The organism is Bradyrhizobium sp. 141, assembly GCF_023074055.1.
Taxonomy (GTDB): domain Bacteria; phylum Pseudomonadota; class Alphaproteobacteria; order Rhizobiales; family Xanthobacteraceae; genus Bradyrhizobium.
On record NZ_JADPKR010000108.1, the window covers coordinates 291,881 to 316,727 of the forward strand.

The 24,847-nt window shown below is 64.8% G+C and carries 25 protein-coding genes; 14 read left to right on the forward strand and 11 right to left on the reverse strand.

What is annotated here, in order from left to right; translation table 11 throughout:
- Positions 1-295 precede the first annotated feature (295 nt).
- From IVA81_RS34965 to IVA81_RS34975, 3 genes are all read left to right on the forward strand, one after another.
- Positions 296-922 (forward strand): FecR family protein, encoded by a 627-nt coding sequence (locus IVA81_RS34965; RefSeq protein WP_247326725.1) that lies wholly within the window; start codon positions 296-298, stop codon positions 920-922.
- An 88-nt stretch (positions 923-1,010) separates the two neighbouring features.
- Positions 1,011-1,874: a tetratricopeptide repeat protein gene (locus IVA81_RS34970; RefSeq protein ID WP_247326728.1), complete on the forward strand. Its 864-nt coding sequence runs from the start codon at positions 1,011-1,013 to the stop codon at positions 1,872-1,874.
- A gap of 225 nt (positions 1,875-2,099) precedes the next feature.
- Positions 2,100-5,810 (forward strand): tetratricopeptide repeat protein, encoded by a 3,711-nt coding sequence (locus tag IVA81_RS34975; protein WP_247326731.1) that lies wholly within the window; start codon positions 2,100-2,102, stop codon positions 5,808-5,810.
- A gap of 270 nt (positions 5,811-6,080) precedes the next feature.
- On the opposite strand, the gene fliP is transcribed toward IVA81_RS34975, so the two are convergent.
- Positions 6,081-6,842, reverse strand: a complete 762-nt coding sequence (fliP, locus tag IVA81_RS34980) for a flagellar type III secretion system pore protein FliP (RefSeq protein WP_247326735.1) — start codon at positions 6,840-6,842, stop codon at positions 6,081-6,083.
- Entirely contained in the window at positions 6,839-7,813 is a 975-nt protein-coding gene (locus tag IVA81_RS34985; RefSeq protein WP_247326739.1) for a flagellar biosynthetic protein FliO, read from the reverse strand. Before IVA81_RS34985 ends, fliP begins: the two co-directional genes overlap by 4 nt.
- A 352-nt stretch (positions 7,814-8,165) precedes the next feature.
- Here IVA81_RS34985 and flgB point away from each other — a divergent pair, with 352 nt between their 5' ends.
- From flgB to IVA81_RS35035, 10 genes are all read left to right on the forward strand, one after another.
- The gene (flgB, locus tag IVA81_RS34990) at positions 8,166-8,570 is read left to right on the forward strand and encodes a flagellar basal body rod protein FlgB (RefSeq protein WP_247326742.1); all 405 of its coding nucleotides are present in this window, start codon (positions 8,166-8,168) and stop codon (positions 8,568-8,570) included.
- A gap of 39 nt (positions 8,571-8,609) precedes the next feature.
- Positions 8,610-9,035 (forward strand): flagellar basal body rod protein FlgC, encoded by a 426-nt coding sequence (gene flgC / locus IVA81_RS34995; protein ID WP_246931033.1) that lies wholly within the window; start codon positions 8,610-8,612, stop codon positions 9,033-9,035.
- Between the two features lie 16 nt (positions 9,036-9,051).
- The gene (gene fliE / locus IVA81_RS35000) at positions 9,052-9,366 is read left to right on the forward strand and encodes a flagellar hook-basal body complex protein FliE (RefSeq protein ID WP_246931032.1); all 315 of its coding nucleotides are present in this window, start codon (positions 9,052-9,054) and stop codon (positions 9,364-9,366) included.
- 167 nt (positions 9,367-9,533) lie between these two features.
- Entirely contained in the window at positions 9,534-9,797 is a 264-nt protein-coding gene (gene fliQ, locus IVA81_RS35005) for a flagellar biosynthesis protein FliQ (RefSeq protein ID WP_018321865.1), read from the forward strand.
- Between the two features lie 17 nt (positions 9,798-9,814).
- Positions 9,815-10,585, forward strand: a complete 771-nt coding sequence (gene fliR, locus IVA81_RS35010; RefSeq protein ID WP_246931031.1) for a flagellar biosynthetic protein FliR — start codon at positions 9,815-9,817, stop codon at positions 10,583-10,585.
- Positions 10,586-10,595: 10 nt separating this feature from the next.
- Entirely contained in the window at positions 10,596-11,675 is a 1,080-nt protein-coding gene (flhB, locus tag IVA81_RS35015) for a flagellar biosynthesis protein FlhB (RefSeq protein ID WP_247326744.1), read from the forward strand.
- Positions 11,676-11,829: 154 nt separating this feature from the next.
- The gene (locus IVA81_RS35020; RefSeq protein ID WP_247326746.1) at positions 11,830-14,409 is read left to right on the forward strand and encodes a PAS domain-containing protein; all 2,580 of its coding nucleotides are present in this window, start codon (positions 11,830-11,832) and stop codon (positions 14,407-14,409) included.
- Between the two features lie 331 nt (positions 14,410-14,740).
- The gene (locus IVA81_RS35025; protein WP_247326747.1) at positions 14,741-15,736 is read left to right on the forward strand and encodes a Tim44 domain-containing protein; all 996 of its coding nucleotides are present in this window, start codon (positions 14,741-14,743) and stop codon (positions 15,734-15,736) included.
- Positions 15,737-15,880: 144 nt separating this feature from the next.
- The gene (locus IVA81_RS35030) at positions 15,881-16,576 is read left to right on the forward strand and encodes a lectin (protein WP_247326748.1); all 696 of its coding nucleotides are present in this window, start codon (positions 15,881-15,883) and stop codon (positions 16,574-16,576) included.
- Between the two features lie 196 nt (positions 16,577-16,772).
- Complete coding sequence (locus IVA81_RS35035) at positions 16,773-17,477, forward strand: glutathione S-transferase (RefSeq protein WP_247326749.1); 705 nt, start codon at positions 16,773-16,775, stop codon at positions 17,475-17,477.
- 363 nt (positions 17,478-17,840) lie between these two features.
- On the opposite strand, the gene IVA81_RS35040 is transcribed toward IVA81_RS35035, so the two are convergent.
- The 4 genes from IVA81_RS35040 to IVA81_RS35055 all read right to left on the reverse strand — a co-directional run bounded on the left by IVA81_RS35040 (position 17,841) and on the right by IVA81_RS35055 (position 20,011).
- Complete coding sequence (locus IVA81_RS35040) at positions 17,841-18,515, reverse strand: isoprenylcysteine carboxylmethyltransferase family protein (RefSeq protein ID WP_247326750.1); 675 nt, start codon at positions 18,513-18,515, stop codon at positions 17,841-17,843.
- A gap of 85 nt (positions 18,516-18,600) precedes the next feature.
- On the reverse strand, positions 18,601-18,966 hold the full coding sequence (locus IVA81_RS35045) for a LuxR C-terminal-related transcriptional regulator (RefSeq protein WP_247326751.1): 366 nt from the start codon (positions 18,964-18,966) through the stop codon (positions 18,601-18,603).
- Positions 18,967-19,017: 51 nt separating this feature from the next.
- The gene (locus IVA81_RS35050; protein ID WP_018321873.1) at positions 19,018-19,191 is read right to left on the reverse strand and encodes a hypothetical protein; all 174 of its coding nucleotides are present in this window, start codon (positions 19,189-19,191) and stop codon (positions 19,018-19,020) included.
- Positions 19,192-19,537: 346 nt separating this feature from the next.
- Positions 19,538-20,011, reverse strand: a complete 474-nt coding sequence (locus IVA81_RS35055; RefSeq protein ID WP_247326753.1) for a hypothetical protein — start codon at positions 20,009-20,011, stop codon at positions 19,538-19,540.
- Between the two features lie 208 nt (positions 20,012-20,219).
- Here IVA81_RS35055 and IVA81_RS35060 point away from each other — a divergent pair, with 208 nt between their 5' ends.
- Complete coding sequence (locus IVA81_RS35060; protein WP_247326756.1) at positions 20,220-21,875, forward strand: fumarate hydratase; 1,656 nt, start codon at positions 20,220-20,222, stop codon at positions 21,873-21,875.
- 157 nt (positions 21,876-22,032) lie between these two features.
- On the opposite strand, the gene IVA81_RS35065 is transcribed toward IVA81_RS35060, so the two are convergent.
- From IVA81_RS35065 to IVA81_RS35085, 5 genes are all read right to left on the reverse strand, one after another.
- The gene (locus tag IVA81_RS35065) at positions 22,033-22,953 is read right to left on the reverse strand and encodes an SH3 domain-containing protein (RefSeq protein WP_346659430.1); all 921 of its coding nucleotides are present in this window, start codon (positions 22,951-22,953) and stop codon (positions 22,033-22,035) included.
- A 9-nt stretch (positions 22,954-22,962) separates the two neighbouring features.
- Entirely contained in the window at positions 22,963-23,259 is a 297-nt protein-coding gene (locus IVA81_RS35070) for a hypothetical protein (protein ID WP_247326758.1), read from the reverse strand.
- A gap of 103 nt (positions 23,260-23,362) precedes the next feature.
- Positions 23,363-23,917: a septation protein IspZ gene (locus tag IVA81_RS35075; protein WP_247326759.1), complete on the reverse strand. Its 555-nt coding sequence runs from the start codon at positions 23,915-23,917 to the stop codon at positions 23,363-23,365.
- Between the two features lie 12 nt (positions 23,918-23,929).
- Positions 23,930-24,505, reverse strand: coding sequence for a hypothetical protein (locus tag IVA81_RS35080; protein ID WP_247326760.1), 576 nt, complete (start codon positions 24,503-24,505; stop codon positions 23,930-23,932).
- Positions 24,506-24,581: 76 nt separating this feature from the next.
- On the reverse strand, positions 24,582-24,845 hold the full coding sequence (locus IVA81_RS35085) for a hypothetical protein (protein WP_247326761.1): 264 nt from the start codon (positions 24,843-24,845) through the stop codon (positions 24,582-24,584).
- Positions 24,846-24,847 lie beyond the last annotated feature (2 nt).

Consider the following 24,847-nt stretch of genomic DNA (forward strand, 5'->3'; position numbering starts at 1 on the left):
AGGCTTGCCCGCCGAAATAATCAAGTTTGCTTTTGAGAGAGACGCATTTCGCGGGGGACAGTCACGCTTACTGCCATTCCCGCGCCGCCCTCCCGCCAATGTGATTAAATTAAAAAGCGAGACGTATTCAAATTGGTGGCATTTATCTAACGTTGGGCTTAATTAAGCCGGTCGAGCAAATTAAACAACAATTATATTTATTGCAGCTGCGCTTCGCGGCTCAAAAGATGGGCCGCCGATAGCGACAAGATCTTCTCAGAAAGGGGGGATCGTGTGCAGACCTACGATAGCCGCTTTGGCAACCGGCTTTGTTTTGGCGCTCGCCATTTTCGTGCCGAGTGCGGCTCGAGCGCAAATCGATTCCGCCAAGCCCGCTGTCGCTACCCCGGCTTCGAAGCCGATTGGGAAGGTGGTGGCGGCAACAGGCTCGGTCACGATCGAACATGAGGGCGCAGTGGTCGTTCAGGCGAATGTCTCGAGTGAGCCCGCCCGGACCAAGACGGGTGATTCCGTATATCTGGGTGACGTGGTGCTGACCGGGGCCGACGGCCGAGTCGGTATCAACTTTACCGATGGCAGCTCGTTCAATCTATCGAGCAACGCCCGCATGGTGTTGGATCATTATGTGTATGAGCCGGACGGCAAGTCCAATGCGACCCTGTTCAATCTCGCCAAGGGAACGTTCACTTTTGTTGCGGGCAGTGTCGCCAAGACCGGTGACATGAAGGTCGATACTCCCGTCGCCACGCTGGGGATCCGAGGCACGACGCCGCATATCGAGATTTCGGATGATGGGTCAGCCAGATTTTCGACCCTGATTGAAGAGGGCAACAGCAAGCTCCTGAAGAAGCCGCCGGCAGTCGCGGCGCCGAAGCCCGATCGAAGCGCCAATCGCAGACTCAATATCTGTCGCGGATGCTGAGAAGTCGACCTGAAGCCGCCATGATGACGCGCGGCCGATACTGGGATTAAGGCTTCGTCACTCTCGGAGTTCGGCGCCTGGTGCGAAAATGACCGCAAGAGCCAGTGTCATCAAGGCAGTGATTCTCATTCTCATTGTTGTGCTGTCCGGTTCGTCGGGCTTCGCGCAGAAGCCAAAGAAGGGCGGCTCACTCAAGAATGTTGAACTGTGTAACGGCTCAGATCGGGTGTTGCCCGAAGCTCGGATCGATGGCTGCACGGCGTTTATCGATGCGGGCGAGGGGACTGCGAACGGCTTCGCTGTCGCCCACAACAACAGAGGCAATGCCTATAGCGCCAAAAGCGACTACGAACGCGCGATCAAGGACTTCGCTGAAGCGACCAGGCTCAATCCAAATTATGCCAAAGCTTTCAACAATCTTGGCGTGGCTTATCTGAGGAAAGGCGCGCACGACCTCGCCCTTGGCGCTTTTGAGGAGGCGCTCAAGCTGAATCCAAACTATGGCGCTGCGTTTGCCAACCGTGCGGCAGCCTACCTGAAGAGCAATGCGTACGAGCGTGCAGCGCAGGACTATGATGAGGCAATTCGTCTTGATCCGAATCTGGAGGCGGTGTGGAGCGGACGCTGTTGGGCTCGAGCCGTCCTCGGCGCTTTGCAGGCTGCGCTGGACGACTGCGACAGGGCGCTTCGATCGGAAGCAAACAACGCCGCAACATATGATTCGCGAGCTCTGATAAATCTGAAAATGGGGCAACTCTCCGCGGCGATCGAGGACTACAACTCAGCGCTGCGATTCGCGCCCAAACTTGCGAGCGCGCTCTACGGCCGCGGGGTTGCCAGACTCAAGCTCGGCGACAAAGGTGGCGGCGATAGCGATATTTCGGCGGCAAGAAGAATCGACGCTGGAATCCGCGAGGATTTTGCTCGCTATGGAGTGCCGTCGAACGATTGACCAATCGCGACAGCGCTGTTGTGCAGGTGTTAACAGCTTCTTAACCGCCTGCCTCTCAAATCCAGACTTGACGGACCCGCCCTCGCTCGATCCGGCACGCCGTGCTGTCCCCAGAGCAAATCAAGATATAGCATTAACAAGTCCTTAATTGGCGAGACCTACAGTCGACGGCACCGGCCGGCGCCATTGCCGGCTTGGATTGTCGGACCGGAAGAAATGCCGCCAATGGCGCGAGAGGCTGCCGATGGATTGTGGTCGCGAGCCCGCGCAATGGCGCCGGGACTGTCGCGTCATGTCCGAAAAGCTGGCGCGCTGGCGGTCTGCCTGCTGATCGGCCTCGGCGCGCCTGCCCGGGCGGCCGATTCTGTCAGGGGCGAGGCGACCTTTTCGGCCGGCGGCGGCTTTGCCCGCCTCGTCATCAAGCTCGGCGAGGACGTTCCCTCCGAGGTGACGACAGCGGGCTCCATCCTCATCATCCGCTTCGACCGGCCCGTCGACGTCCCCGTCGACCGCGTTCCGGAGGGCGCGCCCGATTACGTCAACTCCGCGCGCCGCGATCCTGACGGCGGCGCCATCCGCCTGTCGCTGGCGCGGCGCGTCACCGTCAACACCATGAACGCCGGCGAGCGCACCTTCGTCGATTTGTTGCCGGAGGGCTGGAAGGGACCGCCGCCGAGCCTGCCCATGGACGTGGTCAAGGAGCTCGCCGAGCGTGCCCGCGTGGCCGAGCGGGCGCTGCGCGCCCAGCGCGCCGCGGCCGAGAGCAAGAAGCGTCCGCAGATCCGCGTGCGCGCTTCGGTGCAGCCGACCTTCGTGCGCTTCGTGTTCGAGATGCCCGACGGTGTCGGCGTCTCCTCCGTGCTCAACGAGCAGAAGCTCACGCTCGCTTTCAACGCCAACCTCAATTTCGATCTGGCGGACGCAATCGTCGCGGCGCCGCCGAACGTCGCCTCGATCAAGCAGAAGGCCGACATCGACCAGACCAACGTCGAGATCGCGCTGATCGGCGATTCCGACGTTCATTCGTTCCGCGACGAGAAGAACTACGTCGTCGACGTCTCCTCCCAGCCCGACAAGGGCAAGACGGCGGCGACTCCCGAGGCGGCGATCACGCAGATGAAGCCTGCCGCTCACGGACCGGCGCCTGCGCCGGAAAAGCCGGTGGCCGAGAAGCCGAAGGATGTCCATCGCGAGATCACCCCGCCGACCTCCGAGACGATCGCGCGCGACGCCAAGGTCGATGTGAAGCCTGAGGTGAAGCCGGAAGCGCCCGCCGCGATGCCGCCCACTGACGCGCCGAAACCGGCGCCTGCGACTGAGGCGGCGCACGCTCCGGAAGCGCCCAAGGAAGCTGCGAAGGAGGCCGCGAAGACGGCGCCGCCTGTTGTCGAAGCCGCTCCTGCCAAGCCCGTAGCTGCCGAAGCGCCGAAAGAGGCCGCGAAGGAAGTCGCCAAGGCTGTGCCCGCCGAGGCGCCGGCCGCGCCGCAGCCGACCGTCGCCAGCGTCGATGCGCGCCGCGACAGCGACGGCTTGCGCGTGACGTTCCCGATCCAGGTCGCAACGCCAGCGGCGGCGTTCCGCCGAGGCGACACCGTGTGGCTGGTGTTCGATACACCGAAGCCGATCGATGTCGAGGCGATCCGCGCCAGGGGCGGCGCGATGATCGGCGAGGTCGGCCGCATCCCGCTGGACAAGGGGCAGGCGGTGCGCATCCGTCTCACCCGCCCGCTGGTCTACTCGCTGGCGAGCGAAGAGGTCGGCAAGGAGACCAACTGGCTCTTGACGCTGGCCGACAAGATCCAGACGACGCCGCTGCCGCTGATGATGTCGCGCAACATCACCGACCCCGCGCTCGCCAACATCGCGATCCCCTTGGCCAATCCGGGCGTCCTGCACAAGCTCACCGATCCCGACGCCGGCGACACGCTCTATGTCGTCACCGGGCAGCGGCCGGTGCGCGGCTTCATCAAGCGGCAGGATCTCGTCGATCTCTCGCTGCTGGAATCCGCGCACGGCATCGCGATCCGGCCGAACTCCGACGAGATCGGCGTCGAGGTCGGCTCCGACAAGGTGATTCTCGGCAAGAAGGGCGGATTGACGCTGTCGCCGGTCGACATCTCGGCCGAGCGCGCGCCGACCGCGGTGCGCCCGGTCTTCAGCCCCGAAGGCTGGCGCAAAGGCCAGTCGGAAAATTTCGTGGCGCGCCAAAGCGAACTGATGACTTCGATCTCCAACGTCGAACCGGCGCTGCGCTCGCTGCCGCGGCTCGACCTTGCGCAGTTCTACATGTCGCGCGCGATGTATCACGAGGCCAAGGCCGTGACCGAATTGATGTTGAGCGATCCGCTCAACAAGGAGGAGAGCGGCGCGCTGATCATGCATGCGATCGCCAGCATCCTGATCGGCCGGCCGGCGCAGGGTCTGAAGGACCTCGCCAATCCCGTGATCGGCAACAGCCACGACTCCCAGCTCTGGAAGGCGCTCGCCTATGCGCGCCAAGGCAAATGGGCGGACGCGCGCGAGAAGTTCAAGAACGTCGAATTCGCCATTGCCTCGCTGCCGCTCGACATCCAGCGCATCGTGACGATGGACGCGATGCGCGCCTCGCTCGAGGTGAAGGACTATGCCGGCGCCTCCAAGCGCCGCAGCGAACTCGAAGTGGTCGGTGTCCCGCCAGAGGCAGCGCCCGGCTTCGCCGTGCTGCGCGGCCGGCTCGCCGAGGCGCTCGGCCACGACAAGGACGCGCTCGACGATTACAAGCTAGCGGTCGCCTCGGCCGATCGGTCGGCTGCGGCCGAGGCCAAGCAGCTCGAGGTCGCGCTGCGGCAGAAGCGCGACGAGATCGGCAAGGAAGACGCGCTGCGCGAGCTCGAGACCCTGTCGATGACCTGGCGCGGCGACGCGATCGAGGTCAAGACGCTGCAGATGCTGTCGCGGCTGTATGCCGAGAACGGGCGCTACCGGGACGCGCTCACGGCCGCGCGCACCGCGACGAAACTCCAGCCGAACGCTGAAGCCTCGCGTCAGGCGCAGGATCTCGCCTCCGAGCTGTTCACGCAAATCTTCCTGGGACCGAAGGGTGACGAGCTGCCGCCGGTCGAGGCGCTCGGGATGTTCTACGAGTTCCGCGAGCTGACGCCGATCGGCCGCCGCGGCGACGAGCTGATCCGCCGGCTCGCCGACCGTCTCGCCTCGATCGATCTGCTCGACCAGGCCGCCGAGCTGCTGCAATACCAGGTCGATCACCGCCTCGAAGGCGCCGCGCGCGCCCAGGTCGCCGCGCGCCTTTCCATGATCTATCTCGCCAACCGCAAGCCCGACATGGCGATCACCGCGCTGCGCGCGAGCCGCATCAGCGATCTCTCCGGCGAGCTCAGGCAGCAGCGCCTGCTGCTGGAAGCACGCGCGCAGAGCGACGTCGGCCGTCACGACCTCGCGCTCGACATCGTCTCCAACGTCTCCGGGCGCGAAGTGCTTCGCCTGCGTTCCGACATCTTCTGGGCAGGACGGCGCTGGCGCGAATCCGCCGAGCAGATCGAGCTCTATTACGGCGAGCGCTTCCGCGACTTCAAGCCGCTCAACACGGTGGAGAAGAGCGACATCATCCGTGCCGCCGTCGGCTATGCGCTCGCCGACGACTCGATCGGCCTGTCGCGCTTCCGCGAGAAATACGCGCCGCTGATGAGCGAGAGCGCCGACCGTCTCGCCTTCGACATCGCCAGCAAGCCGGCCGCGGCGTCCAGCGCCGAATTCGCCGAGATCGCCAAGCTCGCCGCCAGCGTCGATACGCTCGACGGCTTCCTGCGCGAGATGAAGCAGCGCTTCCCCGACGCCACAGCCCGCGCGCCTAGCTCGCCGCAGGCCAAGGAAGAGAGCGACCACACCGGCTCGCTGCCAACGATCCCCGTCGTGCGTCAGATCAAGATGACGCGGTAGGACCGGCAGAGCTTTCAGGTTGAATCAATTGCTGCGGCGGCTGGGTTCACCTCTCCCGCTTGCGGGAGAGGTCGGCGCGAAGCGCCGGGTGAGGGTTTTCTCCTCTTGGAGATTGTCCCATTGCGGAAACACCTTCTCCCCAACCCTCTCCCGCAAGCGGGAGAGGGAGTGCACACCACGGTTGCGGCAATCAAACCGGGTCTTGTCACGCGGAGTGTTATGCGACGCGGGACGGAGCCAGCTTCGTTGCGGAGGGGCGGGAAGCCCGCCTTACCCCCCGTAGCTCTGCACCAAACTCCCCGCCACCAGCGACCAGCCGTCGACCAGGACGAAGAAGATCAGCTTGAACGGCAGCGAGATCGTTGCGGGGGGTAGCATCATCATGCCCATCGACATCAGCACCGAGGCGACGACGAGATCGATGATCAGGAAGGGCAGGAACAACAGGAAGCCGATCTCGAAGGCGCGCTTCAGCTCGGAGATCATGAAGGCGGGGACGAGGATGCGAAGGGCGAGGTCGTCGGGCGTGGCCGGGAGCGGGTCGCCCGAGAGATCCAGGAACAGCTTGAGGTCTTTCTCGCGCACGTTCTTCTGCATGAAGCCGCGCAAGGGCACGGAGGCGCGCTGGAGCGCGTCCTCGACGCCGATCTGATTGGCGACGAGCGGGCGGATGCCGTCGTCGTAGGATTTCTGCAGCACCGGCCCCATCACGAAGAAGGTGAGGAACATCGCGAGCGCGATGATCACCGAGTTCGGCGGCGCGGTCGCCGTGCCCATCGCGGTGCGCAGCAGCGACAGCACGACCACGATGCGCGTGAACGACGTCATCATGATCAGGATCGACGGCGCGATCGACAGCACGGTGAGCAGCGCGATGAGCTGGATCGCGCGCTCGGTGACGCCGCCACCGCCGGCGCCGCCGCCGCCGAGATTGATGCTGATGTCCTGCGCATGCGCAAGGCTTGCGAACAAAGCCGCGCTGAACAGGACAGAAAGGAAAAGAACTCTACGCGGGAGGGACGGCAGCCTCACGAAGACGGCTTCGGACGGCCGAGCAGCGAGGCCATCTCGTCTTCGAGATTTTCAAAGCTGGTCTTTTCCGCGGCCGGCTTCGGAGGCGGGGCCGGGGGCGCCGGCGGCTCGCTGCGAGCTGCCCGCGGGGGAGCGGCCGGCGGTTCCGGCGCGACGGGAGGCGCGACCGTTTCGCCGGCGGGGCGGCGCAGCGCGGCCTCGAGCCGCTGTGCCATTTCGGCGAGGTTCTGCTCGGCGCTCGACGGGCTCGCGGCGGGCGCCGGCGGCGGAACGGGCGGCGCCGGCGGCACGGGGGGCGGAGGCGGCGGTGCAGGGACGCGCTCGGCACGCACGGGCGGCATCTTCATCGGCTCGCTCTGGCGCGGCGGACGCGGCATCAGTGGCGGCTCGCCGCGCGGGGCGCGCGGCGGCAGCGGCTCGGGCCGCGGTTCGCGCTCGGGACGGGGCGCGATCGGTTCGGGCGGAAAGCCGCCCATTGGCGGTTCGCTGCGACGCTCGGCCAGCGCGGGAGCGGGCCGGCGCACCTCGTCGGCGAAGGACGGGCGCGCGGGCCGCGGCGGCGGCTCGGGCATTTGCGGCTCGGGATGATCGAGCAGTTCCGGCCGCGGCGCTTCGTCGGCCCAGCCGCCGGCATCTGGCATGGGGGCAAGGCGCGGCGACTCGGCGGCGTTGGGACGCTGGGGAAGCTGGTCGCGGCCATGCGCGGCGCGAACGATGTTGGGCTCGACGACGATGTCGGTGGGGCCGCCGATCATCAGCAGATGCTCGACATTGTCACGCCGGACCAGCACCAGCCGGCGCCGGCCGTCGACCGCGGCGGCATCGATCACGGCGAGCCGGGGCATCCTGCCGCGCTGGGTGTTGGCGCCGAGCCGGCTGCTGGCGAATCGGCGAACCAGCCAAGCAGCGACACCGATCAACGCCAGAACGACGATGAACGCGACGATGAAGGTGATAGGGCTGCCTTGCATACTTGTCCCCGACAAATGGCGCTTTTCTCGTGCCCGTGGTCAGATGTGCCAACCACCGGCCTACGATGCCCCAAACTGCGATTTCTTAACGTCCCACGGCAAGTTTTGCCGTCCCCAACTCTTAATAACCTATGAATCGCTCGATCCAAAACGACTTCTTGGGCTGTGCACGCGCCGCCAAATGGTTGGGTTAATGCCACTTTTGGAGGCGTAGAATCACGGGGCGGAAAATCGTGTCCCAAGCGGGGACAGGTGTCGGGAACGTCCTTAACCAGCTGTTAACCATACACGCGGCAAATTCTGCCTAGCTTCGGACTTTAGAGGTCCGCAAGAGGCGGAAGGAGCCGCGACGATGTCCATCAACGACCTCCCGGTGCTGTCGGCGCTTCGCACCAAGATGCAGTGGCACCAGGAACGCCAGCGCGTCCTGTCCGAGAACGTCTCCAATTCCGACACGCCCAAATTCCGGCCGCGCGACCTGGTCGAGCCGAAACTCGACAAGGCCGGGGTCGTCACGGGCTCGATGGGGCCCCTGGCGCTCGCCCGCACCAGCGGTTCTCACATGACGCCATCGGGCGCGGCATCCGGATTCGACCAGAACAAGAATGCGGGCTTCGAGACCCGCCCCGCGGGCAATGCCGTCAATCTCGAAGAGGAGATGATGAAGGCCGCCAGCAACCAGATGGACTACGCGGCGGCGACCTCGCTCTATTCGAAGAGCCTGCATCTGCTCAAGACCGCGATCGGCAAGGCTTAGGCCATGATCCGGAAACAGAACAGCTAGAGGAGGCGCATCATGGCCAATGACAGCAGCGACTTTGCCCGCTCGATGGCGATCGCGACCTCCGGTCTGCGGGCGCAAGCCGGCCGCATGCGGGTGATCTCGGAAAACATCGCGAACGCGGATTCGACCGCGCAGACCTCAGGCGGCGATCCCTACCGCCGCAAGGTTCCGACCTTCTCCTCCGCGCTCGACCGAACGCTCGACGCGCAGGTCGTCACGCTCGGCAAGATCAAGCCCGACCAGTCCAACTTCCGCGTCAAATACGAGCCGAGCAATCCGGTCGCGGATGCCAGCGGCAACGTCAAATATCCCAACGTGAACTCGGTGGTCGAGATGACCGACATGCGCGACGCGCAGCGGTCCTACGAGGCCAATCTCAACATCATCAGTGCGACGCGCCGGATGATCCAGCGCACGCTCGACATCCTCAAGAGCTGAACAGGACAATTGAGCCATGGCATCACCGACAATCGCCGCCAATGCTTATGCCAACCTTGCCCGGGTGCTGGAGAACAGCGGTGCCGGTGCCGGCAAAGGCACCGAGGCCAGCGGGCAATCCTTTGCCTCGCTGCTGAAGGACGCCGTCGGCAGCGTCATGGAGTCCGGCCGCAAGTCGGATGCGCAGACGGTCGCGATGGCCGCCGGCAAGGCCAACGTGATGGACGTGGTGACGGCGGTCGCCGACACCGACGTCGCGGTGTCCACGCTGGTGTCGGTCCGCGACCGTGTGATCGCGGCCTATGAAGACATCATGAAGATGCCGATCTGAATTTGGATGGCGCTCGCCCCAATCGTCATTGCGAGCGCAGCGAAGCAATCCAGAATCTTTCCGCGGCGGCAGTCTGGATTGCTTCGCTGCGCTCGCAATGACGAGGGGATAGGTCTTCGCATCGCTCGGAATAGCGGTGGGGAGGTGGATAACAAAGGAAGTTTGAAATGACCGGCCCCGAAACCCTCGACGTTGCGCGCGATGCGATCTGGACCATCGTGATCGTGTCCTCACCCCTGATGGTGGTCGGTCTGGTGGTCGGCGTCATCGTGTCGCTGTTCCAGGCGCTGACGCAGATTCAGGAACAGACGCTGATCTACGTGCCGAAGATCCTGGCCATCTTTGCCACGATGCTGCTGGCGCTGCCGTTCATGGCCGACGCCCTCCACGCCCACATGCTGCGGATCTCGTCGCGAATCATCGGCGGCTGAGGCAAGATGCGTCAATTATGCGCATCGACGTCTCGCTGCTGCCGGCGCTCGCCGCTTCCTTCATGCTCGCCTTCGCCCGGGTCGGCGCGATGGTGATGCTGCTGCCTGGGCTGGGCGAGACCAATATTCCGACGCGGATCAAGCTGTCGATCGCGCTGCTGCTCACGCTGATCATCCTGCCGCTGCACCGCAACGCCTACCAGGTCGACATGGGCTCGCTCGCGCCGCTCCTGGTTCTGATGCTGCATGAGATCGCGATCGGCATCGTGCTGGGCGCGACCGCGCGCGTGACGCTGTCGGCGCTCCAGGTCGCGGGCTCGGTGATCGCGCAGCAGATGGGGCTAGGTTTCGTCACCTCGGTCGATCCGACGCAGGGACAGCAGGGCGTGCTGGTCGGCAATTTCCTGACCATGCTGGGGGTGACGCTGCTGTTTGCCACCGACAGCCATCACCTGGTGATCGCGGCGCTGAACGACAGCTATACGATCTTCTCGCCGGGCGAGACCGTGTCGAGCGGCGATGTCGCCTCGCTCGCGACGCGCGCCTTTGCCGCCGCGTTCCGCCTAGGCTTGCAGCTGTCGGGGCCGTTCCTGGTGTTCGGCCTGGTCTTCAACATCGGGCTCGGGGTGCTGGCGCGGCTGATGCCGCAGATGCAGGTCTATTTCGTCGGTGTGCCGCTCTCGATCTTCGCGGGCTTCCTGGTGCTCGCCGTGGTGCTCACGGCGATGATGGGCACGTATCTGGATTACTTCATCGGTGTCATGCACCAATTGATGCCGCTCAGGTAACGATAGACCGATGGCAGAAGACAACGATCCAGAGAGTCAAACAGAAGACCCGACGCAAAAGCGCCTGGACGATGCGCTCGAACGCGGCGACGTCGCCAAGAGCCAGGAGATCAACACCTGGTTCATGATGGCAGGCGGCACGCTCGTGGTCTCGACCTTCTCGGGCTCGGTGGGCAGCGGGCTGCTGACGCCGATGCGCAATTTGCTGGCCAATTCCTGGATGATCAAGACCGACGGCAAGGCTCTGCTCGCGCTGATGCAGCAGATCGAATTCGCCTTGCTCGCAGCGATCGGCATGCCCTTGTTGATGCTGGTGCTGGCGGCGATTGCCGGCAACATGCTGCAGCACCGCCTGGTCTGGTCGACCGAATCCCTGACACCGAAGTTCAGCAAGATCTCGCCCGGCGCCGGCTTCAAGCGCATCTTCGGCAAGCAGGCGGCGGCCAATTTTCTCAAGGGCATCGGCAAGCTGGTGCTGCTCGCCGTGGTCATGACCATGATCCTGTGGCCGGAGCGGCATCGCATGGAGGCGATGGTCAGGCTCGATCCGGCCGCCATGCTCGGCGCCAGCACCAGCATGACCATTCATCTGCTCGGGGCGGTGGTCGCGGCGCTCGCGGTCATCGCCATCGCCGATTATTTCTTCCAGTACCGCAGCTGGTTCCAGCGCCAGAAGATGTCGCTGCAGGAGATCAAGGAAGAGTTCAAGCAGTCCGAAGGCGATCCGCACATCAAGGGCAAGCTCAGGCAGTTGCGCCAGCAGCGCTCCAAGAAGCGCATGATGGCAGCGGTTCCCAAGGCCTCGGTGATCATCACCAACCCGACCCACTATTCGGTGGCGCTGTCCTACGAGCGCGGCATGTCGGCTCCGATCTGCGTCGCCAAGGGCGTCGACAACCTCGCTTTCAAGATCCGGGAGATCGCGCGCGAGCACGACATCCCGATCGTGGAGAACGTGCCGCTCGCCCGCGCGCTCTACGCCACCGTCGAGATCGACCAGGAAATCCCGACCGAGCACTATCATGCGGTCGCCGAAGTGATCGGCTACGTCATGCGGCTGAAGCAGGGATTCAGCGCGGGGCGGGGATAAAACACCCGAAAAGTATCGGAAATGGCCGTAATCTGGGAATCAGCGTACCTTTCGCCACTGCTGCCCTTGCACCTCAGGGTCCGATTCAGGCAGGGAGGACCCCACGCGCCCCGTGGCGCGTTGATTCTCTGCCGACAGGCCGCGCCAGCTTGAGATGACAGCCGAGACCGACCACGACCTCCCACGCGAGCCCGTTGCGGCGCACGAGCCGTCGCCGCGCTCGGGCAGCATTGCGCTGGTGCTGCTGGTGGCCGCCGGCCTCGTCGCCGTCGCCGTCGGGCTGATGACGCTCGGGCGGGCGCAGGCGCAGCCCTATATTCTCGGCATCCTTGCCGTGCTGGCCATGGTCGGCCTGTTCAACCTGTTCGCCTTCGCCGCCGGCATCATCCGCTTCGCCGACCGCAGTCTCGATGATCCGGTCGTGGGGCGGATCGCCGATCATGGATTCGACGGGCTCGCGGTCACCGATGCCCGCGGCCACGTGGTCTATTCCAATGCCGCCTATCTGACCCTGACCGGCGCCTCCGGCCCGCAGGACGTGCGCCCGGTGGAACGCGTCTTCATCGGCAACCCCGATGTCTCCGAAGCCGTGTTCCGTCTGCTGAAAGCCGCGCGCGAAGGCAAGCGTCAGCAGGAAGAGGTGCGCATCTCCGGCCAGGACGGCAGCCAGGGCCGCTGGCTGCGCATGCGGGTGCGTCCGCTCGGGACCGGCAAGCGCGAGTCGAAATACGCGGTGTGGTCGATCGCCGACATCACCCGCGACCGCGAGCGCCAGGAGGACGTGTTCCAGGAGCTCCAGCACGCGATCGAATATCTCGATCACGCGCCTTGCGGCTTCTTCTCGGTCAATCCCGCCGGCGAGCTCGCTTATGTCAACGCGACGCTGGCGAACTGGCTCGACTACGACCTCGCCGAGATCGGCTCGGGCGGCCTGAAGCTGACCGACATCGTCTCCGGCGACGGCGCCTCGCTGCTGACCTCGATCGTGGCAGTGCCGGGCGAGGTGAAGACCGAGGTTTTCGATATCGATCTGCGCATGCGCACCGGCAAGACCATGCCGGTGCGGCTCTATCACAAGCTCGCCTTCGGCGCCGACGGCGCGCCGGGGCCCTCGCGCACGCTCGTCATCAGCCGTGCCCGCGACGAGCGCAGCGATCCCGACCGCGCCGCCGAAGTGCGCTTCATGCGCTTCTTCGACCATACGCCGATGGCGATCGCGACCGTCGATCGTGGCGGCAACGTCGTCCGCGCCAATGCGCGCTATGCCAAGCTCGGACAGGCCCTCGGGCTCGACAGCGCCTCCAAGTCGATCTTCCGTGCGGTCAATTCGCGCGACCGGCACCTCCTGATCGCGGCCATCAACCAGGCCGCCGAAGGGCAGGCCGACATCGCGCCGGTCGAGGTGGCGCTGGAAGGGACCAAGGAGCGCTGGGGCCAGTTCTTCGTCACACCGGTCGATTCGGCCGAGAACGACGCGGAAGCCGCCATCGTGCACATGCTCGAGACCACCGAGCGGCGCGCGCTGGAGAACCAGATCAACCAGTCGCAAAAGATGGAGACCGTCGGCCAGCTCGCCGGCGGCATCGCCCACGACTTCAACAACGTGCTCTCCGCCATCATGATGGCGAACGACTTCCTGCTGAACGCGCACAAGCCGACCGATCCGTCGTTCCAGGACATCATGCAGATCAAGCAGAACGCGACGCGCGCTGCGACGCTGGTGCGCCAGCTGCTGGCGTTCTCGCGGCGGCAGACGCTGCGGCCGCAGGTGCTCGATCTCGGCGACGCCTTGAGCGATCTTGCGATGCTGCTGCGGCGCCTGATCGGCGAGAAGGTCAAGCACGAGACCATCCACGGGCGCGATCTCTGGCCGGTCAAGGTCGACGTCTCCCAGTTCGAGCAGGTGATCGTCAATCTCGCGGTCAACGCCCGCGACGCCATGCCCGACGGCGGCAAGCTGATCATCCGCACCGCCAACGTCACCACTGAGGAAGCGGCCAAGCTCGCCTACAAGGGCATGCCGGCCGCGGATTATGTCCGGATCGAGGTCGCCGACACCGGCACCGGCATTCCCGCCGACATCCGCGACAAGATTTTCGAGCCGTTCTTCTCGACCAAGGAAGTCGGCAAAGGCACTGGCCTTGGCCTTTCGACGGTCTACGGCATCGTCAAGCAGACCGGCGGTTTCATCTACGTCGATTCCGAGCCGGGGCAGGGTACCTCGTTCCACATCTTCCTGCCGCGCCACCATGCCGAGCCTGAAGTGCAGGTCGAGCAGCCGGCGGCTGCGGTCAGCGCGACCAACGGTGCCGGCAAGGACGCCGCGGCCGGCGAGGCCAAGCCGCGTACCGATCTCACGGGGCAGGGCACCATCCTGCTGGTCGAGGACGAAGAGGGCCTGCGCGCTCTGAACGCACGTGGCCTGCGCTCGCGCGGCTACACCGTGGTCGAAGCCGAGAACGGCGTCGAAGCCATGGAAATGCTGGAGGAGCAGAGCGGCGGGATCGATCTCGTCGTTTCCGACGTCGTCATGCCCGAGATGGACGGCCCGACGCTGCTCAAGGCGATGCGGGAGAAGAATCCCGACATCAAGTTCATCTTCGTCTCCGGCTATGCCGAGGACGCGTTCGAGAAGAGCCTGCCCGAAGGCCAGCAGTTCGACTTCCTGCCGAAGCCGTTCACGCTCAGCCAGCTCGTGGCGGCGGTGAAGGAGACGATGACGAAGCAGGGGTGAGGTTGGAGGCGGCGCGCCGTTCCGCATTCTCCGTCATTGCGAGCGCAGCGAAGCAATCCAGGCTGCCTCCGTGGAAAGACCCTGGATTGCTTCGTCGCAAGGGCTCCTCGCAATGACGAGGTGAGAGAGCTGGGCCCGCAATGACGGGGAAAAAGCGGGATTCCTGTCCCAAACCTGCCGGTAACCGGCGACCACGGTTCCGCCCCGGATCCCGCCAAATCCGCGTCAAATATGGGCTTTTGCCACATCCCCGCGACTGAGGGCCGCAGCCACAGGTTCCGAAACCGGCTTCACTTTTCGGGAAGTCTGCCCATCTTAAGCGCATGTCCCCATGCCGGGGATTTGGGAAACGCACATGAAGTTCTCGCTACGCTCCCGCAATCTCTTCAAGACGATCGCCGTCGTGCTGGCGCTTGCGCTGCCGACTGCGCTGGCGATCTCGTCCGCCGATGCGCGCGTCGGTGGCGGTTCCTCATCGGGTTCACGCGGCTCGCGCACCTATTCGGCCCCGCCGTCGACCACGACGGCGCCGGGATCGGCCTCGCAGTTTAACCGCACCTACACCCAGCCGGGTACAGGCATGAACTCGGCCGCAGCCGCGCCCGCGCGCGGCGGCCTGTTCGGCCGGGCTGGCGGCTTCATGGGCGGCCTTGCGGCCGGCTTCCTTGGCGCCGGCCTGCTCGGCATGCTGTTCGGCGGCGGCCTGTTTGGCGGCCTCGGCGGTCTGTCCTCGATCCTGGGCCTGATCATCCAGATCGTGCTCGTGGTGCTGGTGGTGCGGCTGGCGATGTCCTGGTGGCAGCGCCGTCACACGCCGCAGGCGGCTTATGCCAATGCCGATGCAGGCGCAGCTCCCGGACCGCAGCCGAATCAGCGCAGCGGCCTCGGCGGCTTCGGCTTCGGCGCCAATGCCAATAACGCGCCGCTCGAGATCAAGCCGAACGATTACGAATCGTTCGAGCGCCTGCTCGGCGAGATCCAGGCCGCTTGGTCGAACGAGGACGTGGCCAAGCTGCACACGCTCGCGACGCCGGAGATGGTCTCCTATTTCGAGCAGGACCTCGCCCAGAACCGCGCGCGCAACGTCGTCAACAAGGTGACCGACGTCAAGCTTCTGCAGGGCGACCTCGCCGAAGCCTGGCGCGAAGGCGAGACCGACTACGCCACGGTGGCGCTGCGCTTTGCGCTCACCGACAAGACGCTGGACCGCAACAGCGGCACGGTCGTCGCCGGCAGCGAACAGCCGGGCGAAGTCACCGAGGTCTGGACGTTTGCCCGGCGGCCCGGCAGCGGCTGGGAATTGTCGGCGATCCAGCAGACCAACTGATCGCTCGCGGAATGAGAAACCAAGGCGTCGTGCTTCCGCACGGCGCCTTTTTCTTTTCGGCGTCTGGTATCGCCGCATCGGAATAAGCAGGCGCGCGACGGGTTGAAATCAGGCGGCCAACGACAAGCACAATGGGAGGACAACGTGATCCGCATCGAGAGAACCGTGACGATTTCAGGCCTCGCGCTCGCCAAGGCTGTATTTGTAATGGCCTTGCTGGCGGCGCCATCGGCGCAAGCGCAGTCGGCCGACATGACGTTCTTCGTGACCTCCAGCGGCCCGGGCAAGGGCGCCGATCTCGGCGGGCTCGAGGGAGCCGACGCGCAATGCCAGAAGCTCGCCCAGGCCGGCGGCGCCGGCACCAAGACCTGGCGCGCCTATCTCTCGACGCAGGCCGCCGACGGCAAACCGGCCGTCAATGCCAAGGACCGCATCGGCAAGGGACCGTGGCAGAACGCCAAGGGCTCGGTGATCGCCAAGGATGTTGCCGAACTGCACGGCGCGGCCAACAACCTCACCAAGCAGACGGCGCTCAGTGAGAAAGGGGAGGTCATCAACGGCGCCGGCGATACGCCGAACCGGCACGACATCCTGACGGGAACGCAACCCGACGGCACCGCGTTCGCCGCCGGTGACGACAAGACCTGCAAGAACTGGACGTCGAGCACGCAAGGCGTCGCGGTAGTCGGCCATGCCGATCGGCGAGGTCTGCGCGACGACGAACCGTCGAAGTCCTGGAATAGCTCGCACCCCTCGCGCGGTCCCGAGGGCGGCTGCTCGCAGGCCGATCTGAAGAGCACCGGCGGCGACGGCTTGCTGTATTGTTTTGCAGCGAATTGAGTTAAGGGCGCGAAGCTCTCTCGATACGTCATTGCGAGCGTAGCGAAGCAATCCAGACTGCCTCCGCGGAGACACTCTGGATTGCTTCGCTTGCGCTCGCAATGACGTGTGGGGCCGATGTTCCGTGCCACGACGACGGAACTTGCGGCTCTATGCTACATTGGTCCGATCGTCCCCACGCTGACGGACCTCTCTCATGAAATACGAGCTCTACTACTGGCCCGAGATCCAGGGCCGCGGCGAATATGTGCGGCTGGCGCTGGAGGAGGCGGGCGCCGCTTATGCGGACATCGCGCGCGGAGCGCGCGGGACGGCTGCGATGATGAAGATGATGGATGCGAAGGGCACGCCGCCCTTTGCGCCGCCGTTCCTGAAAGCGGGCAAGCTCGTCATCGGCCAGACCGCCAATATCCTGCTCTATCTCGGCGCCCGTCATGGGCTTGCGCCCAAGACGGAAGCCGGCCGGCTCTGGTTGCACCAGCTTCAGCTCACCATCACCGACCTCGTGGTCGAGATCCACGACACGCATCATCCGCTCGGGCCCTCGCTCTATTACGAGGACCAGAAGCCGCCGGCGAAGAAGCGCACCGCCGATTTCTGGAGCGAGCGCGTGCCGAAATATCTCGGCTATTTCGAGCAGCTTCTCAACGAGAATGGCGGCGCCTATGTCACCGGCCGCAGGCTGACCTATGTCGATCTGTCGTTGTTCCAGATCGTCGCGGGGCTGCGCTATGCCTTCCCCAAGCGCATGACGGCGTTCGAGACAGACATTCCGGGCCTCGTCGGTGTGCACGATCGGGTCGCTGCGCGGCCGAACATCAAGGCCTATCTGGAAAGCCGGCGCCGCATTCCCTTCAACGAGCAGGGCATTTTCCGCCGCTATCGCGAGTTGGATGGCTAGAGCGTTTTCGAGCGAAGTGGATACCGGTTCGCGTCAAGAAAACGCGTCAAGACAAGAAACTCTAGCCGGTCCGGAGGGAGGCTGGCGGCAGCCCCCGTTCCGGACCGGCCGCGTCGGGCGCGATCAATCGCCCGAACGCGTCGTGGCCGGCGCGCACCTGTGAACGCTGCGGCCGAGAGCGGTCGTCTGAATCATCGTGGACGGGAGAGAGGTCATGCTCGTCGCGGCAGGGGGGCTTGCAGAACATCTCGCGTCTCGCGTTGTGGGTGCGGGTTCCTCTAGCGAGGTTTGCTTGCTGCGACGTCAGTCGATCGGAGGAGAGGAAGCGATTTTCTGTGCGGCGCACGGGAGAGTGGGGCGCCCTCACCAGACGCCTGGCACCAGGCGATAGCGCACCCGTGCGGCGTAGTCGGCATAGCCCGGCAGGCCCTCGCGCAAGGTGCGTTCCTCGATTCCGATGCGGATCGCGAACAAGAGGACCAGGATCGGGACCATCAGAAGTCCCCACCACGAGCCCAGCAGCAGCGGCACGCCGGCAAAGAACAGGATCATGCCGCCATACATGGGATGACGCACATGGGCGTAGGGGCCGGTCGAGATCACGCGTTGCGCGCGCTCGGCTTGCAGCTTCACCACGGGGGCAGCGAACGAGTTCTCGCGGAACACCCAGAGTGTGAACAGCGTCGAGAGCAGGAACAGCGCGAGGCCGAACGCCTGCAACGCGACCGGCATGTCAGACCATTGAATGCGCCGGTCGATGCCTATCAGCACCAGCCAGGCCAGCATCGCAATGACGAAGACGCTCATGAACACCTTGTCGGCGGCGGGCTGGTCCTGCTGCAGGACCGGCCGCAGACGTTCGGCGAGCAGCGCCGGATCGATCCGGTAGAGCCACCAGCCGCAGAGCGGGCCGAGCAGGGTACATGTTGCGAGGAACACCCAGGCCGAGGGCCAGCGCAAGGTCCCTGCAGACGCGAACAGCAGCGCGCCCATCGCGACGGTGGTGATCGTGTTCTGCAGCAGCAGTTTGGCGATCATTGTCGATCTTGTTCCATCCCACGCCGGTGCATTGATCGCACTTGTTTCCGGCAAACATGCGACCGCGACGCGACAGCGATTGTGGTCAGACCTTGATCGGTGGCGTAATGGCCGCCACGAGCCGAACCAGATCCGCCTGTCGTTTGGTTCCGGTCTTGGCGAAGATCCGGACGAGATGAGTCTTGATCGCCGTTTCGGCGATACCCATGCTTCTGGCGACGTCAGGAACCCCGCCGATCTCGACAATGGACAGCAAGACGCGCAGCTCGGTCGACGTCAGCTTGAACAGCTTCCGGACGAGGTCGGGCGCGACGATCGTATCGAGCGCGGCCTTGCTGACGAACAGCAGGGCGCAGGCGTCGTAGCTGGCTGCGAATCTTTGCCGCCGCCCGGCGGTCAGCGGCAGGAGATGGGCGACATAATGCGAGCCGTCGCGGGCCGTCGGATGCAACGAGATGCTCCGGATCGACCGAATTGGGCGATCCGTCTTCGAGAGGATCGATCAGGCGAGCTGATCGATCCGCGTGCCCTGACCCGGCGGCAGCGGCGCGGGCGGCTGCGGCTTGTAGGTCGGGTCGGCGTCCTTGGTCTTGGTTTGATCGTCCTGCTGCTTGGTCGTGTCGTAGCTCGGAACCACGATCGCGATCGGCGGCGGTGCTACGGTAGAAACCTTCATCCGCAAATCCTCACACATGGAAACAATTGACCCTGCGCTGAGAGGACCGAAAATTCCTTCAAGCCAATCGTTAAAATGCGAGGGATCTGGTGCGGTGGAAGAGGCTGCTTTCGCGTCCGCCACGCGCCAATTGCGTGAGACGACGAGACGTCTCCTCGTCATTGCGAGGAGCTCGTGCGACGAAGCAATCCAGACTGCCTCCGCGGAGAGGTTTCTCGATTGCTTCCGCCTTCGCCAAGGCTTCGGCGGACAAGTCGCTGCGCTTGCAATGACGGAATGTGTGGTGGGCGGCGTCGCGATGCGTTGCGACGCCGAGCGCGTAATAAGAGCGAAGGCAGTGCCCCGCCTATTCGTCCTTGCCGCGCGTGATGGCGATCGACGCATCCTTCTTGGTGCGCGTGCATTCCATGTTGAGCCGCCGATAGCGCATGCTGATCCTGTCGCCGCGCAGCAGCCCCATCCGCTTCAGGCAGCGTGTCGCGCCCGTCGTGGTGTCGTCCTTCGTCACGGTGAAGACGATCGCCGCCATCGATCCCACCAGCGCATAAAACTCCGGCGTGGGCTTGCGATCACCCTTGGCATAAAGCTCGATGGAATATTTGTCGCCGCGGCAGCCGACGGACAACTCCTTGGCCGCCGGGTGCGTCAGGTAAACGACGTTGGCTGCCCGGAAATTCACCTTGAGGCGATCGACCTGGTTCGCCAGCTCCTTGGCGCTGTCGTCGCAGCGGTCGGCGCGCGCAGGCGAGGCGAGGGTCACAAGGCCGGTGATGGCGGCGGCGACCAGGATCGCGCCGCGGACGTTCAGTTTCAATGTCATGATGAAAAGCCCCTTAGGGCGCGCATTCAACCGTCGTCGCGCCCGGAGTGCAAGGGCGGGCGCGAGCCTTTCCACGTGCTGTACCAGTGCCTTCCTGAGCCCGAGCCTACCTCCCCCATGCGCGCCGTTCCCTTCCCTTTCCGCTCAAAATGGGCTTAGAACGCTTCTACGCCGAGGCCCCGAGAGGCCCAAACCCCGAGATTCGCCCATGAACGCTCCCACCGCCTTTCCCGACCCGTCAAAACCCGTTCCGCCCTACAAGCACACCCCGCTGTTCCCGCTGGGCAAGGATGAGACGCCCTACAAGAAGATCACGGCCGAGGGCGTGCGGGTCGAGAAGGTCCTGGGCAAGGACATGCTGGTGGTGTCGCGCGAGGCGCTGCGGGCGTTGTCGGAAGCGGCTTTCGGCGACATCAACCATTACCTGCGGCCGGGCCATCTGAAGCAGCTCCGCGCCATCCTGGAGGACGGCGAGGCGAGCCCGAACGACAAGTTCGTCGCGCTGGACTTTTTGAAGAATGCCAACATCGCCGCCGGCGGCGTGCTGCCGATGTGCCAGGACACCGGCACTGCGATCATCATGGGCAAGAAGGGCTGCAACGTCATTACCGACGGCGACGACGAGGCAGCGCTCTCGGAAGGCGCGCGCGATGCGTACCTGCGCCGCAATCTGCGCTACTCGCAGGTCGCGCCGCTCTCGATGTACGAGGAGAAGAACACCGCCAACAACATGCCGGCGCAGTGCGAGATCTACGCCGAGGGCGACGACGCCTACAAGTTCATGTTCATGGCGAAGGGCGGCGGCTCCGCCAACAAGAGCTTCCTGTTTCAGGCGACGCCCTCGGTGCTGACCAAGGACCGGCTGCTTGCCTTCCTGAAGGAGAAGATCCTCACATTGGGCACGGCGGCATGCCCGCCCTATCACCTCGCCATTGTGATCGGCGGCACCTCGGCCGAGCTGTGCATGAAGACGGTGAAGTTGGCCTCCGCGCGCTATCTCGACGCGCTGCCGACCCATGGCTCGCCCGACGGCAACGCCTTCCGCGACGTCGAGATGGAGAAGGAAATCCACAAGATGACGCAGTCGCTGGGTGTCGGCGCCCAGTTCGGCGGCAAATATTTCTGCCACGATGTGCGTGTGATCCGCATGCCGCGTCACGGCGCCTCGCTGCCGATCGGGCTTGGGGTGTCCTGCTCGGCGGACCGCCAGGTGCTCGGCAAGATCACCAAGGACGGCGTCTATCTCGAGGAGCTCGAGCACAACCCGGCGCAATATCTGCCTGAGGTCGAAGAGGCGCTCGGCGGCGAGGTCGTCAAGATCGACCTCAATCAGCCGATGAAGGACATCCTGGCGACGTTCTCGAAGCATCAGATCAAGACGCGTGTCTCGATGACCGGCACCATGATCGTGGCGCGCGACTCCGCCCATGCCAAGCTGCGCGAGCGGCTGGAGAAGGGCGAGCCGCTGCCGGATTACTTCAAGAACCATCCGGTCTACTACGCCGGCCCCGCCAAGACGCCCGAGGGCTACGCCTCCGGTGCGTTCGGTCCGACCACGGCCGGCCGCATGGATTCCTTCGTCGACCAGTTCCAGGCCGCCGGCGGCTCGATGGTGATGGTGGCCAAGGGCAATCGCGCCCCGGCCGTACGCGAGGCCTGCAAGAAATACGGCGGCTTCTATCTCGGCTCGATCGGCGGCGCCGCGGCGAACCTCGCCGAGCACTGCATCAAGAAGGTCGAGGTGCTCGAATATCCCGAGCTCGGCATGGAAGCGATCTGGCGCATCGAAGTCGTCGACTTCCCCGCCTTCATCATCGTCGACGACAAGGGCAACGACTTCTTCAAGGAGTTGAATCTAGGCTAGGTTACATCACCGCGCTGGCGCGCAGTGATGTTGCATGTATCTCCGCAGGAGACCGTCATGCCCGGGCTTGTCCCGGGCATCCACGTTCTTCGTGCTGCGAGCAAGGCGTGGATGGCCGGGACAAGCCCGGCCATGACGATGCGGAAACTTCAGCGGCCTAACTGCAATTCGTGACCTGGTTGGAGCACAGCGAGCGCCACCAGCCGCGGACGCCGTCATGGCTCTCGACGAGGCCCCAATATCCGCTGCAGGCGAGAATGCGCTTCGGCCCGCCGTCGCCGTCGATCGGGCCGCCGAGTTCGCGCTGGGCGGGCATCCATTTGGCGTCGACGAAGGGCGCCTGGAAAAGTCCGCCGGCGCGCGTGTAGCCGTTGGCATAGCTGGCGCCGACCTTGTTGGCCGCGACCCAGCCGCGCCCGGCATAGGGTTTTGGCGCGCTACGTGGATATTTCTTGTCGTCCTCGTAGTCCTTGCCGGGCGGCTTCGCGCCTTCGATCAGAAACCAGCCGCTCTTGAAGCCGATGATACGGAATTCGGTGAGCCAGCCGCCCTCGGGCGTGTTCTCGGCGCCGCCCAGTTTGAGCCGATAGGGCGGCGGCAGCGTGCCGAGCACGCGCGCTTTCACCGACGGCTCGGCGCGCACGTTGAGGCCGCTGGGATCCTTGTCGACGGACCGAGCGCCGAGACTGCAGGGCTCGGTGCCATCGGGCAGTGCCCCGCGTCTGGCGGCAAGATCGGCGTGCAGCTTGGCGAAATCGGTGTCGTCGTCGTCAGGGGCTGGCTCCGCGCGCGGCTTCAACTCGGCTGATATCGCGCGCGTCGCATCCGGTATCAGCCTGACGACGAGGCTCTCGCGCGCAGCGAACACGCTGGCCGGCGTTTTCGGATCGTTCGATGTCTCGGGATAGACGGCGAGGTAGCCGGTCGCACCTTCGGTGCGATAGGCGGTGCCGGCCACGTAACCCGCCGGCACCAGGGCGAGCGCGCTTGCGCGCCACGCCGGGTCGGTGTCATCCGCGCGCGCCGCTTGTGTCGCGACGCACAGGATCGTCGCCGCGATGAGACGGAGCACGCGCACTGTGCGGCCTTACGCGCGGGCGCCCGTGAAGGGGAAGCTGCCCATCGGACCGATGCCCATCTCGCCGCTGATGCTGTCGCCGGAGACCGTGCCGGCAAATTCGAGCGTGAGCGGCATCGGGTTGTCGATCGAGACCTTCCACGAGACGTTGTCGCCAGAGACGGTGCCGTCGAAGATCTCGGCGGTATTACCTTCCGCGCCTTGCGTGCCCGTGAGCGTGCCGCCGGCGGCCTTGAGGCTCAGCGTCGCCTGGCGCTCGCCCATCGGCGTCGTCATGGTCAGATTCCAGTTGCCGTCTACGGCCATTCCCGTCTCCCAAAATCCCGGCAGGCCACGACGATCCGCGGCCAGTCCTGAGCGAGCCTATAGCCCAACTCGTCGCGCGTGCCTAACGCTGCATTGGAGGCATTTAGGCGCGGGCGGCGGCGCGCCGGCGGCTGGTGACGATGAGCCGGAGCACAACATACTGCACGGCGAAGGCGAGGATCTTGGCGCCGCCTGCGACCACCGTGAGGTAGAACGCCCACAGCTTCAGATCGCCTGTGGAGGCGACGGCGATCATGCCGACGCCGATCACGAACATCAGCACCGCCCAGGCATAGCCCGCAGCCGTCACATATTCCGGGACGGTCTCGACGACGATCGGTGGCATATAGCGCAGCATCCAGCCGCGCTTGAGCATGATCGCGCCGATCGCGAAATGCGCGATCGAAGGCTTTGCCATCATGAAGCGGGGATCATGGGTCAGCAGTGTGATCGCGCCGAGTCCGACGACGAGCGCGAGGCTCGCATAGGTCATGTAGTTGAGTTGCTGCCCCTTGATACGCGCGTAGATCACCTGCGCGATCGCGCCGGCGATCGCCACCGATGTCGCCAGGATGACGTTGTCGGTGACGAGATAGACGACCAGGAAGACGATGGCGGAGAAGAGATCGGAGGCGAGGCGGGCGAATACGTCCTTCATCTTCAATCCTGTTCAGCGAACGTTGGGCAATGTGCGGGCGGGCGTACCGTACTTGATCTGGCGATACTCGGGATACCACTTTGTGAAGTAAATCGCGCTGTTGCGCGCGGCGAAGGCGACCGCAAGGCTCGACCAGAGCGGCAGGCCCGGGACATAGAGCAGCACGACATTGGCGGCCGCCATCAAGAGTGTGGCCGCGGTCCAGGCGCCGGTGATGACGTAATTGGCGTGGAGAAAGCCCGGCATCGCCGCGGTCTCGGCCGGCACCGCTTCAAGCGCATATTGCAACGTGAAGGGACGGCGGACCAGCATCGAGCCGAGCGAGATGGCGAAGATGCCGAGATCGACCGACAGCTTGACGCCGAGCGCTCCCAGCGTCGGATCGAGCAGCGCGAGGTAGAGGCCGATCGCAGCGAACACGACAGCCGAGCCCGCGGCCAGGGTCTTCACCGAACGGCCGCAAGCCACATCGATCGCGACGGTGCCGAGGCAGATCGTGGAGGCCGCGAACATACTAACCGTGGCCGACGTCACCAGCATCAGGAAGGTGTAAGCGCCGTAGGGCGCGAGGATCAGGAAAATCGCCATTGCCCACCTCGGTCAGGCCGATCTTTACGATGTAAAGATCAATAATTCAGGAGAGATCCCGGGTCAAGCGAAATCTTTACAGTGTCAAAATAACGTAAGCGACCTCCAAAAAATGAAGCGCTGCAACGGCTTGGTCGGACGCCTCGCCGGCCAATTCCATCCAAGACAGACGCGACAGGATCGGCAGCGCGGCGGCGATGAGAAGGCCGGCGGCGAGCAGGATGCCGCCGTTGAAGATGACGTGGCTGCTTCGCCGACGCCGGATCATCTGGAGCGTGAGCGCGACGCAAGCCAGGGTGAGGACAGCGAGAAAACTCGCAGTGATCGAGGGCATGTGCATGA